Origin of the sequence: Winogradskya humida, assembly GCF_016862215.1 — a bacterium.
Classification (GTDB): Bacteria; Actinomycetota; Actinomycetes; order Mycobacteriales; family Micromonosporaceae; genus Actinoplanes; species Actinoplanes humidus.
In genome coordinates this window covers 51,472-68,669 of the sequence record NZ_BOMN01000115.1, presented here as the reverse complement: position 1 = coordinate 68,669, position 17,198 = coordinate 51,472, and the positions used below count along the sequence as shown (strand labels likewise).

General features: G+C 70.6%; 16 protein-coding genes. 9 read left to right on the top strand and 7 right to left on the bottom strand.

Annotated features, from left to right (window positions below; all coding sequences use genetic code 11):
* Positions 1 to 28 precede the first annotated feature (28 nt).
* From metX to Ahu01nite_RS40200, 4 genes are read left to right on the top strand one after another with little or no spacing between them, the layout of a single operon-like run.
* Complete coding sequence (gene metX, locus Ahu01nite_RS40215) at positions 29 to 1,234, top strand: homoserine O-acetyltransferase MetX (RefSeq protein WP_203842010.1); 1,206 nt, start codon at positions 29 to 31, stop codon at positions 1,232 to 1,234.
* On the top strand, positions 1,231 to 2,535 hold the full coding sequence (locus Ahu01nite_RS40210) for an O-acetylhomoserine aminocarboxypropyltransferase/cysteine synthase family protein (protein ID WP_203842009.1): 1,305 nt from the start codon (positions 1,231 to 1,233) through the stop codon (positions 2,533 to 2,535). The genes metX and Ahu01nite_RS40210 overlap by 4 nt, the downstream gene beginning before the upstream one ends.
* Positions 2,532 to 3,014, top strand: coding sequence for a CoA-binding protein (locus Ahu01nite_RS40205; RefSeq protein WP_203842008.1), 483 nt, complete (start codon positions 2,532 to 2,534; stop codon positions 3,012 to 3,014). Before Ahu01nite_RS40210 ends, Ahu01nite_RS40205 begins: the two co-directional genes overlap by 4 nt.
* 8 nt (positions 3,015 to 3,022) lie before the next feature.
* Entirely contained in the window at positions 3,023 to 3,820 is a 798-nt protein-coding gene (locus Ahu01nite_RS40200; protein ID WP_203842007.1) for an alpha/beta fold hydrolase, read from the top strand.
* On the opposite strand, the gene cpt is transcribed toward Ahu01nite_RS40200, so the two are convergent.
* The 5 genes from cpt to Ahu01nite_RS40175 all read right to left on the bottom strand — a co-directional run bounded on the left by cpt (position 3,779) and on the right by Ahu01nite_RS40175 (position 8,068).
* Entirely contained in the window at positions 3,779 to 4,312 is a 534-nt protein-coding gene (cpt, locus tag Ahu01nite_RS40195) for a chloramphenicol phosphotransferase CPT (protein ID WP_203842006.1), read from the bottom strand. The genes Ahu01nite_RS40200 and cpt overlap by 42 nt on opposite strands.
* Before the next feature lie 17 nt (positions 4,313 to 4,329).
* Entirely contained in the window at positions 4,330 to 5,313 is a 984-nt protein-coding gene (locus Ahu01nite_RS40190; protein WP_203842005.1) for a hypothetical protein, read from the bottom strand.
* Positions 5,310 to 5,783: an RNA polymerase sigma factor gene (locus tag Ahu01nite_RS40185; protein ID WP_203842004.1), complete on the bottom strand. Its 474-nt coding sequence runs from the start codon at positions 5,781 to 5,783 to the stop codon at positions 5,310 to 5,312. The genes Ahu01nite_RS40190 and Ahu01nite_RS40185 overlap by 4 nt, the downstream gene beginning before the upstream one ends.
* A gap of 477 nt (positions 5,784 to 6,260) precedes the next feature.
* Complete coding sequence (locus Ahu01nite_RS40180) at positions 6,261 to 7,514, bottom strand: L,D-transpeptidase (RefSeq protein ID WP_203842003.1); 1,254 nt, start codon at positions 7,512 to 7,514, stop codon at positions 6,261 to 6,263.
* A gap of 95 nt (positions 7,515 to 7,609) precedes the next feature.
* A complete protein-coding gene (locus tag Ahu01nite_RS40175; RefSeq protein ID WP_203842002.1) occupies positions 7,610 to 8,068 on the bottom strand; it encodes a hypothetical protein in 459 nt (152 codons plus the stop codon).
* Positions 8,069 to 8,239: 171 nt separating this feature from the next.
* Here Ahu01nite_RS40175 and Ahu01nite_RS40170 point away from each other — a divergent pair, with 171 nt between their 5' ends.
* From Ahu01nite_RS40170 to Ahu01nite_RS40155, 4 genes are all read left to right on the top strand, one after another.
* Entirely contained in the window at positions 8,240 to 9,271 is a 1,032-nt protein-coding gene (locus tag Ahu01nite_RS40170; protein WP_239159515.1) for an endo alpha-1,4 polygalactosaminidase, read from the top strand.
* Positions 9,268 to 9,822 carry a SigE family RNA polymerase sigma factor gene (locus tag Ahu01nite_RS40165; RefSeq protein WP_239159514.1) on the top strand — a complete coding sequence of 185 codons (555 nt, stop codon included), beginning with the start codon at positions 9,268 to 9,270 and terminating at the stop codon, positions 9,820 to 9,822. The genes Ahu01nite_RS40170 and Ahu01nite_RS40165 overlap by 4 nt, the downstream gene beginning before the upstream one ends.
* A complete protein-coding gene (locus tag Ahu01nite_RS40160) occupies positions 9,815 to 10,861 on the top strand; it encodes a hypothetical protein (protein ID WP_203842001.1) in 1,047 nt (348 codons plus the stop codon). Before Ahu01nite_RS40165 ends, Ahu01nite_RS40160 begins: the two co-directional genes overlap by 8 nt.
* Positions 10,862 to 11,092: 231 nt before the next feature.
* Complete coding sequence (locus tag Ahu01nite_RS40155) at positions 11,093 to 11,770, top strand: response regulator transcription factor (protein WP_203842000.1); 678 nt, start codon at positions 11,093 to 11,095, stop codon at positions 11,768 to 11,770.
* A gap of 54 nt (positions 11,771 to 11,824) precedes the next feature.
* Here Ahu01nite_RS40155 and Ahu01nite_RS40150 read toward each other — a convergent pair whose 3' ends face one another.
* Entirely contained in the window at positions 11,825 to 14,425 is a 2,601-nt protein-coding gene (locus tag Ahu01nite_RS40150; protein ID WP_203841999.1) for a penicillin acylase family protein, read from the bottom strand.
* Positions 14,426 to 14,547: 122 nt separating this feature from the next.
* On the opposite strand from Ahu01nite_RS40150, the gene Ahu01nite_RS40145 reads away from it, so the two are divergent.
* Complete coding sequence (locus Ahu01nite_RS40145; protein ID WP_203841998.1) at positions 14,548 to 15,264, top strand: sulfotransferase-like domain-containing protein; 717 nt, start codon at positions 14,548 to 14,550, stop codon at positions 15,262 to 15,264.
* A 68-nt stretch (positions 15,265 to 15,332) separates the two neighbouring features.
* Here the strand turns inward: Ahu01nite_RS40145 and Ahu01nite_RS40140 are convergent, their stop codons facing one another.
* Positions 15,333 to 17,078 carry a condensation domain-containing protein gene (locus Ahu01nite_RS40140; protein ID WP_203841997.1) on the bottom strand — a complete coding sequence of 582 codons (1,746 nt, stop codon included), beginning with the start codon at positions 17,076 to 17,078 and terminating at the stop codon, positions 15,333 to 15,335.
* Between the last annotated feature and the right edge of the window lie 120 nt (positions 17,079 to 17,198).

Sequence of the window (17,198 nt, the reverse complement as noted above, 5' to 3'; positions counted from 1 at the left end):
CAGACGCCGCATAGCTATCATCACCCGCATGGCGTCGTCTTCGACCGTTCCGGCCGGTTCGATCGGCGGTGTCGAGACCCGGTTCCTCGATCTCCCGGCGCCGCTGCGACTCGACTGCGGACGCGAGCTGCGCTCGGTCCGGGTGGCCTACGAGACCTACGGGACGCTGTCCCCCACCCGCGACAACGTCATCCTGGTCTGCCACGCGCTCAGCGGCGACGCCCACGCGGCCGGCCACTCGGCGAGCACTCCGGACACCGGCACCCGCGACGGGTTCGCCGCGGAGCGCCGCGACGGCGCCGGCGGCAGGACCCTCGGCTGGTGGGACGGCATGATCGGGCCCGGCAAGGCGTTCGACACCGACCGCTTCTTCGTCGTCTCCACCAACCTGCTCGGGGGCTGCCGGGGCACGACCGGCCCGTCCTCGGCCGACCCCGGCACCGGCAGGCCCTACGGATCGGACTTCCCGGTCGTCACCGTGGCCGACATGGTGCGGTGCGAGCGGGCCTTCCTCGACGAGCTCGGCATCGAGCGGCTCGCCGCCGTGGCCGGTGGCTCGCTGGGCGGGATGCAGGCACTGCAGTGGGCCGTGCTGTACCCCGATCAGGTGGACACGATCGTGGTGATCGCCTCCACCCACGCCCTGCACCCGCAGGGCATCGCGTGGAACGCCATCGCCCGGGAAGCGATCATGCGGGACCCCGCCTGGCAGGGTGGCGACTACTACGGCACGGGCAGCGCACCGGACGCCGGCATGGGCGTGGCCCGGATGGTCGGCCACATCACCTACCTGTCGGCGCCGGCGCTCACCGACCGGTTCGGGCGGCGGCTCCAGTCCGCCGGCGACCTCCGGTACACGCTCGACGAGCCGGAATTCGAGATCGAGAGCTACCTCGACCACCAGGCGGCATCGTTCGTGCGGCGCTTCGACGCCAACACCTATCTGCGGCTGTCCCGGGCGCTGACCTACTTCGACCTGGCCCGCGAGCACGGCGGCGGCTCCCTGACCCGGGCGCTGGCGGGCGTCCGCGCACGGACGCTGCTGATCGCCTTCAGCTCCGACTGGCTGTACCCGCCATCCGCCTCGGAGGAGATCGAGACGGCACTGCGTGACCTCGGTAAACCGGTCGACTACCACGTGATCGACGCGCCGTACGGACACGACTGTTTCCTGCTGGAGGAGGGCCGGCAGACCCCGCTGGTCCGGACGTTCCTTGACGAGAGCCGAGCATGAGCACACCACGCACCGAGGAATCGCACGATTTCGGGTTCGAGACCCGGCAGCTGCACGCCGGCCAGCGCCCCGAGCCGAACACCGGCGCCCGGGCGGTGCCGATCTTCCAGACCACCAGCTACGTGTTCGAGGACCCGGAGTCGGCTGCGGCCTACTTCAACCTCCAGGAGTACGGCAACACGTACTCGCGCATCATGAACCCGACGGTGGCCGTCTTCGAGGAGCGGGTCGCGAACCTCGAGGGCGGCTCCGGCGCGGTGGCGTTCGCCAGCGGCATCGCCGCGCAGGCCGCCGCGCTGTTCACGCTGCTCGAGCCCGGTGATCACATGGTCGCCTCGTCCGCGCTCTACGGCGGCACGGTCAACCAGTTCAAACACCTGCTGCGCAAGATGAGCGTGGACCTGACCTGGGTCGATCCCGACGACCCGGACGCCTGGCGCGCGGCGGTGCGGCCGGGGACAAAAGCCTTCTTCGCGGAGACGATCGGCAACCCTGCCGGGAACGTGCTGGACATCGAGACCGTGGCGGGCATCGCGCACGAGCACGACGTGCCGCTGATCGTGGACAACACGTTCGCCACGCCGTACCTGTGCCGGCCGATCGAGTGGGGCGCCGACATCGTCGTCCACTCGGCGACGAAGTTCATCGGCGGGCACGGCACCAGCATCGGCGGAGTCGTGGTCGAGGCCGGCACGTTCAACTGGTCCAACGGTCGCTTCCCGGTGATCGCCGACCCCTCCCCCGCGTACCACGGCCTGCAGTTCCACGAGACTTTCGGGGCGTACGGCTATCTGATGAAGTTGCGGGCCGAGACCCTGCGCGACCTCGGCGGCACCCTGGCCCCGCTGAACGCGTTCCTGTTCCTGCAGGGCCTGGAGACGCTGTCGCTGCGGATGGACCGCCACGTCGCGAACGCCCTGCGGGTCGCGGCGTTCCTCGAGTCGCACCCGCTGGCGTCCCGGGTGAGTTATCCCGGCCTGCCGTCCAGCCCCTACCGGCCGCTGGTCGAGAAATACCTGCCGGGTGGAGCGGGTGCGGTGTTCTCCTTCGAGTGCGCAGGCGGCCGAGACGGCGGGCAGGACCTCATCCGCGGCGTCACACTCTGGTCGCACCTCGCGAACGTCGGCGACGCGAAGAGCCTGATCATCCATCCGGCGAGCACCACCCACCGCCAGCTCAGCGACGAGGAGCTGCGGGCCGCGGGGGTCGGGCCCGGCACCGTACGGCTGTCGGTCGGCATCGAGTCCGTCCAGGATCTCATCTGGGACCTGGAGCAGGCGTTCAAGGGAGTGACCGGATGACCGACGTCGCGCACTACCAGAACCCGTCGGACATCCAGCGCATCCTGCACACGGCGAAGACCGTCGCGATCGTCGGGCTGTCCAACAACCCGTTGCGGGCGAGCTACTTCGTCGGCTTCTACCTGAAACGCCACGGCTACCGGGTGATCCCCGTGAACCCACGCGAGCCCGAGATCCTCGGCGAGACCAGCTTTCCGAGCCTTCGCGACGTGCCGGAGCGGGTCGACGTGGTCAACGTCTTCCGGGCACCGGGCGCGCTGCCCCCGATCGCCGAGGAGGCGGTCGCGATCGGAGCCACTTCGCTCTGGACCCAGTTCGGTGTGGTCAACGCCGACGGCGCGAGGATCGCCGAGCAGGGCGGGCTCACGGTGGTCATGGACCGCTGCATCAAGATCGAACACGCACGGTACGCGGGCCGCATGCACTGGCTCGGCTTCAACACCCAGCGCATCACGTCGGTCCGCACCGGCCTGCAATAGTAGAAATCATGATCTACCTGACCGCGACACCCGCCGGCGCATCGGTCGCCGTCCTCGACCTCGGCGCCGGCGACCCGGTGCGCGTCTACGTCGGTGGCCTCGGCTCGTCCACCGGCGTCGGCTTCGGCCAGGTCGCCGGGCACCCGCTGCTCGCGGGCACCGGGCGGCACATCCTGATCGACCTGATCGGCAGCGGCTGGAGCGACCACGACGACACGTTCGGGCACACCATCGACGAGCACGCCGGCACGGTGATCGCCGTGCTGGACGAGCTCGGCCTGAAGGACGTCACGCTGGTCGGCCACTCACTGGGTGGGTCCGTGGTCATCAGCGCCGCGGCCCAACGCCCCGACCTGGTCGGCGAGCTCATCGTGGCCGAACCCAACCTCGACCCCGGCATCGGCTCGTTCTCCGCCGAGGTCGCCGCGTTCGACGAGGACACCTTCGCCGCGACCGAGCACGAACGCATGATCGCCGAGCTCCGCACGGCCACCGACACCGATTCCATCCAGTTCAGCCGCACGCTGCCCCGGTGGTCCGCCCGCGGACTCCACCGCACCTCCGTCTCGCTGATCGCCGACCGGCCCGAGACGTTCCGCGAGCAGTTCTACGCCTTCCCCGGCCCCCGCATCTACATCAGCGGCGAACTCTCCGCCGAGGACCTCGACCCGCTGCGCGCCGCCGGGGCCGACGTCCGCGTCGTCCCGGATTCAGGTCACGCCCTGATGCTCGACAACCTCGACGGCTTCGCCGCCGCGATCGCCTCAGCTCACCTGCCGGGCGATGATGCGGGCACAATCGACTGACTCGGCGTGGGTGGTGTCGACCTCGACGTCATACACCACCCCTTTGTGTACGGACCCGGCCTGCAGGGCCGCCATTCCGGGCACCCGGTCACCCCGGGCCAGCTCGCGGGCCTCGGCCACCTCCGGTGCACAGTGCACGCCCACCCACAGCACCTCCAGGCCTTCAAGGTGACCACGCAGCCGCTCCTGGGAGGTCTGGCCGCTGAGAAAGACGTCGTCGATGATCACCCGCGCGCCGGCCCGGGCCATCGCGGCGACGCCCGTCGTCCAGGCGGTCTCGAGCACGCGCCAGGCCTCGCCGAGGACGACCTCACCGTCCTGGCCGAAGGAGATGCCCGAACCGGAGTCGAGGAGCGCGGGCGGAAGCCGGTCAACCAGATCATCCACCCCCATGTTGATCCACGGCTGCGGCAGGATCGCCTTGAGACAGTGGACGATGCCGGATTTCCCGGAACTCGATCCGCCGTTCAGCACGATGACTTGCGTACCCACCGAAGTGCCTCCATGGGTTATGGGCTTTTCCTGATCGGGCGGAGCCACGGTTCCGGGACGAGCGACGTGAAGCCGATGTCCGCGAACTTGGCGTAGAGCTGGGGAGTGAGGATGACCAGCTCCGGGCGTACGGTATCGCCTGTCGCTGCGGCGTAGATGCCGTTGGTGTGGTCTTCCATCAGGTCTCCGACCGCCTCGCCGACGGTTTCGGTCAGTTTTCGCTGGTCGGCGATGCTAGGACGGCCGGGGGTGGCGACGACGCAGAGGTTGCCGGTGTAGTGCTTCTCCAGCTCGCGCCGGGCCTGGGCGGCGTTGCCCGTAACCACCTCGACGACCAGGACCTCCGCGCCGCCGGGATGGGCGACCCAGAGCGGGCGGAACTGGTCGGGGTGCTGCTCGTCGACGTAGTTGTACAGTTCCGTCCGGTCCCCCGGGTCGGCTTTCCACCCGCCCGCCGGCGCCGGGCACGGCGGTTCGTCCGGTGTCATGGGCACGGCGGGTGTCTCGGGTGTCGACGGGCCCTGCTCGGTGACGGTGAGGGTGCCCGCGCGCCACACGCCGACCAGATGCGCGGAGCCGGGTAACTTGGCTTTCCGGGCGAGTGGCGTATATGTGAGCGCATCGAGGTCGACCCCGGTGACCGGCACGTAGAACGGGCAACCGGCCTCGGGACCCCCACCCCCGCCCAGTGCCACCGGTGCCGGTGCGCAGAAGCGGACGGGTTCGCCCGGGAGGCTGAGCACGGTGCCGGATGCTTCCACGATGTCGCCGTCGTGGACCACAAGAGCATCGGCCACGACCGGACCGGCATTGTCAGGGCGGTTCACCAGCAGCACCACGGAGCCGGCCGCGATCAGGGTCGCCGCTGCCGCGGCCAGGACCGGCAGCCAGCGCCGGTTGTGCTGCGTCCACCGTGCGGTGTCGGGTTCGGGTGGGTCCGGCTGGGCGGCCCGCCACTGCCGGCCCGCATCCGTCAGCAGGTCGTCGATCGGATCGTTCATCCGGCCACCTCCAGCAGGGTACGCAGTTTGGTGCGGGCGTCGGCGAGCGTCGACTTCACGGTCCCCACGGCACAGCCCATGACGGCCGCGGTCTCCACCGTGGTCAGCCCGGCGAAGTAGACACAGTCGACGGCGAGCCGTTGCCGGTCGGTGAGGCGGTCCAGGGCGCGCTGCAGGTCGACGCGTTCGTCCGGGATGCCCGCCGCACCCGCACCATCGGGCACGCCGACCAGCGGGCGGGACCGTCGTGCCGCCTTGCGGGCCTGGTCGGCGGCGATCGCGAGCAGCCATGCTGACGGGGCTCCGCGCGCCGGGTCGTACTGGCCGCGTTTGAGCCAGGCACGGGTCAGCGCTTCCTGCACGACGTCGTCGCGGTCCGCCGCCGGTGCGAGCCTTGCCGCGAGCCGGGCCATCGCACCCAGATGGGGACGCACCCACTCGGCGAACCCCGGCCCCGTTGCGATGCTCACACCTGTACTACCCGCGCCGGGTGCCATCCGGTTGGGTCACCGGACGGCTTTCTTCCAAGAAACCTAGAGCCAGTCTGATGGGTCATTACGGCGGTCATGATTGCTCCTTGGTGTGTCGTGGCTGGTGACCCGACAGGTCTGGAGCGGGAACGCCTCGAGGTGCTGCTGAGCCCGGCCCCTTCGCGGCCAGGTGGCGAGGGCCACAGAATTTCCCGGCGTTCCACCATGGACTGCGGCACCGTCCGCAGGCCGGCCCGGACGTGACTGGTCCACGCTTGACACATGACACCGCAGAAGGTTGCGGCATCGCCTGCTTCAAGGCAACTTCGTGCCCCGCGATTGGAGCGCATCTGACGGATCGTGCAACATCCCCGACGGTGGCGCAGGAAGGCCCTACCGGCCTTCCTGCATCATTACCACCATCACCGGCGGCCTACCACCGATCACCAGGTTGACCAACGTCCCTGGACAGCACACCTAGGCGCCGTACTTGTCGTACGAGACGGTCCAGTCGCCGAGGCCGTTCCAGACGGCGAGGGACTTCGGGGTGTGGCGGACGTCGACGACGTCGCCGAGGATGAAGTTGTCGTAGACCCATTGGGCGTCGGCGACGCTGAGGTTGACGCAGCCGTGGGAGAGGTTGGCGCGGCCGAGGGACTTGTTCCACGGGGCGGCGTGCAGGAACTCACCGGAGTAGCTGATCCGGGTGCACAGCTTGACGATCTCGGGGGCGTAGTAGTTGGGGTCCTTCGGGTCGGTCAGCCCGTAGCTGGCCGAGCTCATGGAGTGCGACTTCTCCTTGGAGAGGACGACGTGCGGGCCCGAGTTGGTCCAGAAGTGCAGCTGCGAGCCGTCGGCGGCCTTGGAGTAGCCGCCGCGGCCGGTGCTGGAGGCCATGTCGCGGACCATCTTGCCGTCGATGTAGACCTTGGTGCGGTGGGTGTTGTTGTCCGTGATCGCCAGCAGCTGACGGCCGATCGTGAAGTCGGTCTTCTTGGCGGCGGCGCCGTACACACCGTTGCCGAGGTTGACGCCGAACGCGTCGACCTTGACCTTGATCGTGGTGCCCTTTTTCCAGTACTTCGCGGGGCGCCAGTGGACGATCGAGTCACTCACCCAGAAGAACTTGCCCTCGACGGCGGGCGAGGTCTCCACGGTGATCGCCTTCTCCGCCGCGGACTTCTTGGAGACGGACTTGCTGAAGGCGACGATGACCGGCTGGCCCATGCCGTACGTGCCGCCGGTGCGCAGGACGTTCAGCCCGTTGGCCTGGAACGTGACGCTCGCGACCTTGCCCGGTTTGAGCGTCGTGAACGTCGACGTCTTCTTCACCTCGGCGCCCAGGCTGTCGACAACGGACGCGTTGACCTTGTACGTCTTGCCGTAGGCGAGGGTCCCCGTCGAGCGCCAGGTCGCGCCGTCGGCCTGCAGTTCGCCGCTGATCTTCTTCGAGCCCGCGACGACGGAGACCGATTTCAGGGTGCCGCCCTCGACGGCGACGCTGATGTTTTCGGTCGGTGACACCTTCGCGGCGCCCGCCTTGGGGCTCACGGTCAGGCTGATCGGCTTCGCGGTGGGCGGGGCGCTCCAGGCGCCGACTTCCGCCGCGTTGCTCGCCGCCTGCGGGGTGCCACCGGCGGCCTTGCCCGAGGAGGAGCACCCGGCGGCCGCAAGACCCGCAGCCGCGCCGACACCGACCGCGCCAAGGATTACTCCACGTCGCCTGACCATGACTCTCTCTCCGCCGAGGGGCACTCCGCCCGGCGCAGTCTAGAGATCTTCGGCGCTCCCGTCGATGGCAGTCTCATAACGGTCGATCGGAGCTTTCAGGCCCGCTTCACCGCAACCGTGACGCGGTGGGTGGTGGCGTAGATCGCGCCGGCCCAGCCCTCGGCGTTGCGGAAGGCCAGGCTCGTGGCGCCGCTCTCGGCGCGGTCCGCGACGACGGTGAACGCGCCGGCGGGGAGCTCGCGGCGGTAGAACGCCATCACGCTCTGCGGATCCAGCTCGGTGAGCGTGAACGAGGCGCCTGACTCCCGGTCGCTCAGTCCGGTCACGCGGCTGCCCGGTGGGATGCGGAAGGCTGCGGGCACGTTGCGTACGCCGGACTGGGCCCGAGTGACAGCGGACACGTCCCGGGCGACCGTCCGGGTGCGGGTAGCCGCCGCCGGGGCGAACGCGGCGGGCTCGGCACGCCGCGACTCGACGGGCGCACCGCCGCAGGCGCCGAGGCCGGTGACGGCCAGCAGGGTGGCTACCACGGTGGCGATCCGCCTGGCGATCATCGCGCTGCCCTCTTTCGTACGTAAATCGGCCTTGACTCCCCATCTTCGCCCATCGGTCAAGGCAGTGAGCGCTCGGTAACGGAAAGAAATCTCGAACCAGCGGCAGCGGGGGCGGCGGCCCACCGCGTTCAAGGGGTGGAGTTGCACCCCGAAACGCAAGGAGTTCCCCCGATGGCAGTTCACCGCAGGCGCAGCCGGCTCAAGGTAGGGATGGCTGTCGCGGCCGTCGCAGTGGTCGCCGCCGGTATCGGTATCGGCACCGCCGACGCGGGTACGCACAAGCCGTGGCAGGGCGGCGGACGGCACACGCCCAAGCCCACGGCCAGCACGACCTCGGCAGCGCCCTCACCCACGGTGAAGCCGTCACCGACGACCGCCTCTCCGACTCCGACAAAAGCCACATCCGCCCCGACGAAGACACCCACGCAAGCACCCACGGCCACGCCTTCGGCGACACCGGCAAAGCCCGCGAGCACGGGTACGTGGACCCCGCCGCCGGCCAACGGAACGTTCGACTACCAGATCGGCGGGGCGTACACGCCGCCCGCGGGCGTCAGCGTCGTGAGCCGTGACCGCACCTCGAACGTGGCCGCCGGGCTCTACAACATCTGCTACGTCAACGCGTTCCAGGCGCAGCCCGACGACAACTCGTGGTGGAAGGCGAACCACCCGGAGCTGCTGCTGAAGGACGCGAGCGGGAACCTGGTCATCGACAAGGACTGGAACGAGATCCTGCTGGACTTCTCGACCGCGGCGAAGCGGGCGGCGCTGACCACGGTCGTCGGCGAGTGGATCGACGGCTGCGCCACGAAGGGCTTCCAGGCCGTGGAGCCGGACAACCTGGACTCGTACACCCGGTCCAAGGGGCTGCTGACCGAGTCGCAGGCGATCGCGTACGCCGCGTCGCTGACCGCCTACGCCCACGGCAAGGGTCTCGCCGTCGGGCAGAAGAACACCGCCGACCTGAGCACGGCGAACGCCAAGCAGGCCGGGTTCGACTTCGCGGTCGCCGAGGAATGCGCCGACTTCGACGAGTGCGAGAACTACACGGCTACGTACGGCAACAATGTGATCGTGATCGAGTACACGCAGAGTGAGTTCACCAAGGCCTGCTCGGCGTTCGGCAGTAAGCTCTCGATCGTGCTGCGCGACGTCGATGTGACGACCCCGGGATCGGGTTCGTACGTGTTCAAGAGCTGTTGAGCCGTCCCACCGAGACGGGCTTCCTCCGTGACACCGGCAGCATGTCCGCCGGCGTCACGGAGGGCTTCGACGACTTCGTGCACGGCCGGGGACGGGCGCTGCTGCGCTTCGCGTACGTCCTGTCCGGGGACGCGCATCTGGCCGAGGACCTCGTCCAGGAGGTCCTCGCCCGGATGCACCGCCGCTGGGACAAGATCACCGCGATGCACCACGCCGAGGCCTATGTCCGGACGGCGATCGTGCGGCAGTACCTGTCCTGGCGCCGGCGCCGCTCGGCGGGTGAGGCGATCCTCGCCGAGGTCCCCGATCGGGCCGGGCCCGACGACCCGCAGCAACGGGTCCTGGCCCGCGACCAGATGTGGCAGCTGATGACCGGGCTGCCCCGCGCGCAACGGGCCGTACTCGTGCTGCGCTTCTACTGCGACCTGCCGGACAACGAGATCGCGGCCCTGCTGGGCTGCGGCGAGTCGACGGTACGGTCGCAGGCTGCCCGGGCACTGGCCCGGATGCGGAAACTCTTGGGTGAGGAGGGGGTGTACGGCGATGGATGACCTGGACCGGTTGCTCGCGGATTCGATGCGGAGCGCCGCCGACCACGCACCCTCCGACGGCGGGCTGCTCAGCTCGGTGCACCAGAAGTCCCGCCGCCACCACCGGCGCCGGGTCGCCACCGGGCTGTCCACGGCCGCCGCCGTGCTGGCCCTCGGCGTACCCTTCGGCGTGGTCCTCGCCACCCGCGACCGGCCGGTGGTCGCACCCACCCAGGCCCCGGCGCCGGCCGCCCCCGCCCCGACGGCCACCTCGCCGTCGGCATCCCCCTCCTCGTCCCCGCGCACCTCCTCACGACCCCCGTCTTCGCCGCCACCCCCGTCCTCAAAAGCGGTCCGCCTGGTCGACGGCTGGACCGCGCCGACGTTCCCCTACACACTCCCGGCCACCGACGGCATGAGCGCTCCCGTCGCATCGATGCGCGACGGCAACCCGATCGCGTTCTTCGAGGCCACCGATCTGCAGGACCACGCCGACATCACGATCACGGTGTCGAGCCGGAAACCGTCGTTCACCACATCCGCCACGGAGTCGGACAAGCAGGTCCGCGGCCACACCGGAACCCTGCGGACGGTCGACGTGCAGCCCGCGAAGCAGCTCACCCTCTCCTGGCAGGAATCCGCCGGCCGGTGGATCCAGCTGGCCACCGACGACACGTACACCCCGAAACAGGTCGTCGCCCTCGCCGATTCGCTGACGGCCGCCTCGATCGCCGTGCTGCCGCCGTTCACGCTCGACCTCACCCCGTCGGGGCTGGCGGCGGACACGGTCACCGCGTCGAGGATGACCTTCCGCAACAGCTCCGGCACGATCGCCGTGGTGCTGCGGAAACGGCAGCAGCTCAGCAACACCACGGGCAAGGTCGGCAAGTACAAGGCCCGGCTCACCCACGACGCGGACGGCGCGACGCTGGCCGTCGACGTCACCGACTGGGACGCCACGCTGGAGATCACGGTCAGCGCCGGGCTCACCGTGTCCGACGCGGAGCTGACCCGGTTCGCTTCGGGCGTACACATCCTGAACCGTTCCGACCCCGAATGAACCTTTCATCGTGACGTCGCCGGTCACGGCAATGACTGAGCCCGGCATCCGTCTGCTTCGTGCCCGTGGCCGGATCCTGCCGCCCTCGCCACCCACTGCCGACGGACCCTGGAGAAGGTCTTCGCCGCGCTTCCTCACGTCGGGGATTTGCCCGACCTGTCAGCGGGGGCGCGCCGGAGTGTGATGGGTCCGGCCGGAGAAGTCGGCCGTTCGGCGTGCGAAGGGGACGGTATGAGGGTTCTGCTCATCGAAGCCAATGACATCCTGGCCGCTCGTCTCGTGGCCGCCCTGCGCGCCGCCGGCCTCGCGGTGGACCGGTCCCACGACGCTGCGGACGGCGAGTTCAAGCAGACCTGCACGCGGTACGACTGCCTGGTCGTCGATCGCCGGCTGCCCGACGGTGACGGCGCCGCGATGACGCGCGCGCTGCGCGGTGCCGGCGTGCGGACCCCGATCCTGCTCCTGAGCCATCGTGACGACCCGGCCGAACGGATCGAGGGTTTCGCGGCCGGCGCGGACGACTGCGTGAGCGCGCCGTTCGCCCTGGCCGAGCTGGCGGTCCGGGTCCGGGCGCTGTGCCGGCGTACCGGTGAGACCCGGCCCGCTTTCGTCCGGTCCGGCGATCTGAGCCTCGACCTGTCGCGCCGGGCCGTCACCCTCTGCGGGGCGCCGGTTTCGTTGTCGGCGAAGGAGTTCGCGGTGCTGGAACTGCTCGCCACCCGCGCCGGCCAGGTCATCACCCGCACCGAACTGATCGAATGCTGCTGGGACGAGATGGCCGACCCGCGCTCCAACGTGGTCGACGCCGTGGTGGCCCGGTTACGCCGGCGACTGGGCCGGCCCGAGCTCGTCCAGTCGGTGCACGGCGTCGGTTTCCGGTTGAGCGTGGCTGAGGAGCAAGCCGCCTGACCGCCGCTCCCCACGGAACAGCCCGAGCCCAGCGGCTCGGGCTGTTCCGTGTGCTCAGCTCTCCGGGGTCAGTGTCAGCTCGTCCTCGGTGGCGGTGTCCACAGCGGAGCGGGTGAAGGCCCACGGCGCGGTGCGGCCGGTGCGCCACAGTTCCTGCTGGTCGTCGTAGTGCTCGTCGGTGGCGTGCCCTGAGACGCCGGTGAGGTTCACCCAGGTGGAGGCGTCGAGGTTGCCGAGGTCGACGATCATGCGCATCGAGGGGACCCAGTTGACCTCATAACCCTCCCGGGCGTCCCAGCCGGTCGCATTGACCGCTGCCGTACCACCCGGGACCTCGAACGGGCCGCTGTTGAGCAGCCACTGCACGGGTGCCGGGCCGCCGGTGCCGAGTGTCTGGTTGCGCAGGGTGAGCTTGTGCAGGTCACCCCAGCGCCACTGCGCCGGGTCGGTGCCGAGCTTTCCGGACAGTGTCGCGGCCGCATCGTCCATGGCGGCGATCAAGACATCGTCACGGGTACGCAACCCGCGCGGATCGGTCGTGTTCTGCCACCACATCGAATCGGGCTGCGCCAGCATCTTGCGGACGATCTCGTACCAGAGGCCGCCGCCGTCGGGGCCCTTGCCGTAGGGCGTACCGGCGAAGCGGGCCTCGAACGTGAGCTCGAGCATCCGGTCCCAGACCGCGTTGAAGTACGCGGCCGCCGCCGAGTCCACCGGCTGGTCGAAGTTCCAGTCGCGCAGCAGTGCCTGTGCCTTGCGGGCCCCCTCGCCCGGGGTCACGGCGAGCAGCCGCGGCACGAGGTCCTCGGCGTTGCCGTTGTGGGTGTCCAGCTGGATGCGCCGCATCGCCGCGGCGTCGAGCTTCCCGGCGTCCTCGATCAGTTTCGTGATCCGGGCGGCGCGGTAGCCGTCCCCCCACACCGACGTGATGTGGTGCGGGTATTCCGGCCCGACGACGGCGTTGTTGGCGCTGACGATGTAGCCCGACGGCGGGTCGAGCTGGGTGGGCATGTCGTCGAAGGGCAGGTAACCGGTCCAGTCGTACTCACCGGTCCAGCCCGGCACCGGGGCGGTGCCGTCGCCCTTCGCGCGGACCGGGATCAGGCCCGGCGCCTGGTATCCGATGTGGCCCGCGGTGTCGGCGTAGACCAGGTTCTGCGACGGCACGGAGAACTTCGCCGCGGCGGCCCTGAACGACGTCCAGTCGGTGGCGGTGTCGAGGGCGAAGACGGCGTCGAGGGTGGGGTGCGGGTCCAGCGCCGTCCACTGCAACGCCACCGCGTAGCCGCCGGGGGCCGGGGCGATACCGGGTTCGCGGCCGGCGTCACCGGCCTGTTTCACCCGGTCGTAGACGTCGGAGATGATCGGGCCGTGCCGGGTGGCGCGGACGGTGACGGTCCGCGGCTCACCGCCGGCGATCTTGATGATCTCGGTACGGGTGGTCAGCGGAACCTGCGCGCCGCGGTACTCGTACGTGCCGCCGGTGATCTTCTCGAGGAACAGGTCGGTGTCGGCGGGCCCCAGGTTGGTGAAGCCCCACGTGACGTTCGCGTTGTGGCCGATGACGATGCCCGGCAGACCGGCGAACCCGAAACCGGCGACGTCGTACGGGCACCCGGCCGTCACCTTCTCGCAGTGCAGCCCCGACTGGTACCAGACGCCGGGCTGCGACGCCGCGAGGTGCGGATCGTTGGCCAGCAGCGGCTTACCGGTCGTCGTGCGCGACCCGGCGACGGCCCACGCGTTGGAGCCGATACTGCGGCCCCGCTCCCCCAGCACCCCGTCGATCGCCGTCGCCCCCTGGGCGGAACTGCCCACGGCGCCCAGCTGCTCGTCGGTGAGGGCCTGCCCGCTGCCCCCGCCGGCGCCCCCGGTGGACGCGCCCGCCGCGATCGTGGTCGGCCAGCGCTGGTAGTCGTAGTCCGGGAACAGCTCGTCGACCTGCTCCTGGGTCAGCGTCGCGGACATCAGCGAGCGGCGGATCTGGTCGGACATGCTGCCGTTGAGGTCCCACGCCATCGCCTTGAGCCACGAGACGGAGTCGGCCGGCGTCCAGGGCTCCGGGGCGGGGACCTCGGTGGTCAGGCCCAGCAGGCCGTACTCGGCGCTGAGGCTCCAGCTGCTGTGGTCCTTCAGGTAGGCGTTGACGCCGGCGGCGTACGCGTCGAGGTGTGCCCTTGACTGCGGTGACAGCAACGTGACCTCCTGCTCGGCCACCCGCCGCCAGCCCATGGTCCGGATCATCGCGTCCGTCTCGACCTGGCCCTCACCGAACAGCTCGGCCAGCCGCCCGGCGGTGATGTGCCGGCGGATGTCCATCTCCCAGAACCGGTCCTGGGCGGCCACGTAGCCCTGGGCGAGGAACAGGTCGTGCGGGGTGCTCGCGTAGATCTGCGGGACGCCGAGCCCGTCGCGGGCCACCCGGACCGGCTCGCTCAGCCCCGGCACGGTCAGGTTGCCCGTGTACTGCGGCAGCGAGCGGCGCACCAGCCAGGTGGCGGTCAGGCCGGCGCCGGCCACCACGACAACGAGGGTGGCGACGGTGAACCAGGCGGCGAGGCGCCAGCGGCGCAGGATGCGGTGACGCCGGGACGGCGCCACGGCCGGGGCGGCGGGTGGTGAGCCCTGGACGGGCTCGGCGATCACGTCGGTCATACCCCCACCGTTCTCGCGCGCGACCGGCACGGACAGCCGGGAACATCCCTGACATGTGCCGCGGGGGCCTCCCGGGGGACGGTGGCGAGGATGGCTGAACCGTCTTTCTAGGGAGCTACGACATGACTGGAATCATCGCGCTGTGGGCGGCGCCGCGGTCCCGATCCACCGCGTTCTTCCGCTCGATGGTGGAGCACGGTGACGTGGTCGCGCTGCACGAGCCGCTGTGCAACCTGGTCGACTTCGGGGAGACGACGGTGCTGGACCGCGTCGTGCGGACCCCCGCCGAGCTGATCGAGGTCGTCACGGGGATCGCGCGGACCCGTACGGTGTTCTTCAAGGACACCACCGACCAGCGTTACCCGGAGATCCTCGCGGACACGGCGTTCCTGCGCGAGGCGCGGCACACGTTCCTGATCCGCACACCCGCGGAGGTCGCGTCGTCGTTCTACGCGTTGAAGCCCGACATGCAGGTCTCCGACATCGGCATCGAGAACCAGCACGAGATCCTCGAGGCGGTCCGCGTGGCCGGGGGTGCTCCGGCGGTCGTGATCGACTCGGCCGACCTGGTCACCGCGCCGGAGGCCACGATGGCGAACTACTGCGCCGAGGTCGGGCTCCCGTTCCGCCCGGAGGCGCTGAACTGGCAGGCCGGTGCCCGCCCCGAGTGGGAGCGCAGCGACCGGTGGCACCAGGACGTGGCCGCCAGCACCGGGTTCAGCGCCCGGACCTCGCAGTACGCCAACACGGTGGAGAACGACCCGCGGCTCGCAGCGTTCAGCGCCCACCACGAGCCGTTCTACCAGCTGCTGCGGGCCCAGCGCCTCGTCACCGCCTGAGCGATGCCGGAAGGGCCGCTCCCCGGTGGGGAGCGGCCCTCGTCGTTCTACAGCGACGTCATCGAGGGTCAGGACGGTGGGTGCGGCCCGGGCGGTAGCCGCCCGATCTGGCGGTCCGCGTCCTCGCAGACCGCGGTGAGCAGGGTGCGGAACTGCCCGGAGAGGCGTTCGGCGGTGGCCGCGTCGAACAGCTCGGCGTCGTACTGGAGCAGCCCGCCCAGCACGCCGCCGACCTCGGCGACGGTGAGCTGCAGGTCGAGCCGGGTCCCACCGTCCGGCAACGGGACCGGCAGCAGGTCGAGCCCGCCGACGTCCAGCCGCGACTCGCGGTGCCCGAGGAGGAAACCGGCGAGGGCGTCGCCCGGCGGCCCGGTGGGGCGCTGCAACGTGAACAGCGCCTGGACCAGCGGGGGCCGGCCCGGGTCACGGGGTACGCGCAGCTCGTCCACCAGCCGGGACAGCGGGAGCAGAGCCTGGTCGAGGGCGCGCGGTACGCGTACCGCGGCGCGCCGGACGAGGTCGGCGAAGCTCTCCCCCGGGTCGATCCGCGCACGCAGCACGGCGGTGGTTGTGAACGGCCCGATCGTGCCGGCGGTCTCGGCGCGGGAGCGGCCGTGCACCGGCGACCCGACCAGCAGGTCCCGCTGCCCGGTGGTGCGTGAGAGCAGCACCTGGAACGCGCAGAGCAGGACCACGTAGAGGGTGGTGCCCAGGGAGTGGGCGAGCGCGGCGAGACGCGCGGAGGTCGTGGCGTCGAGGTGGAACCGGCTCACCCCGCCGGTGAAGCGCTGCCGGGGACCGCGTGGCCGGTCGGTGCGCAGGTCGAGCATGGTGGGCGCGCCGTCGAGCTCGGTGCGCCAGAAGTCCTCGGCACCGGCGACGGTGGCTGCGTCCAGCCGGCTGTCGATCCAAGGCTGCACAGCGGCGAAGCCCGGGACCGCGACGGGTTGCACGGCGGCGAAGCCCGGGACCGCGACGGGTTGGCGGGTGGGTCCGGCGCCGATCTCGTGGCGGTACGCGGCGTCGAGCTCGCGGAGCAGGATCTCCAGGGACCACAGATCGGCGACGAGGTGGTGGACGGCGAGCACGAGGCGGTAATCGGCGGGGCCGCGGTGGAACAGCTCCAGCCGTACCAGGGGCCCCGGGGCAAGCTCGAACGGCCGATGCGCCGTGGCGCGCAGCCGGGCTGCCAGCTCCTCATCGGTCCACGTCGTCGCGTCGTGCCCGGCGTACGCGGGGGCGAGAACGGCGTGGACCCGCTGCACCGGTTCGCCGTCGATGACGGGGAAGCTGGTGCGCAGAGCGGCATGGCGGTGCGCGACCCGGGTCAGCGCGCGACGCAGGGCTTCGGCGTTCAGGTCCCCGGTGACCTCGGCGGCGGTGCTGAGGTGAAAGGCGGAGCTGTCCGGGGCCAGCTGAGCGAGGAACCACGTGGCACGCTGCCCCGCGGTCGGCGGGAAGTCGCCCACGGTCTCACCGGAGTCGGTCATCGGCACGGTCCGGGGCCGCCCGGCGATCTCCGCGGCGAGCGCCGCGATCCCCCGTCCGGAGTTCCGGCCCTCCCCGAGGTCGACGTGCAACCGGCTCTGGACGTGGTGCTGCAGGCGCAGCAGGTCGAGTGAGTCAAGGCCGAGCTCGCTGAACGGCCGGTCGAGCGGGACGGCCCGGGGGTCGCCACCGGTGCGTTCGGCGACGCAGACACTCAGGAACTCCGCGATGCTCTCGGTCCGGTCGCAACCGGCGCCGATCCGGTGCTCCGGGGGCTTGTCCGAGTGCCTCACCGCGGCCCCGGCGAGCACCTCACGCCATCTCATCACGCGCCTCATCCCCATCGGAGTCCGTCGAGTACCCATCGTGCGGCCCCGGTGGCTCCGGGTGTGATCGGGAGAATCCCGGACTCCTGCGCGGCCGGTTCCGATGGGACGGTGCCCGTA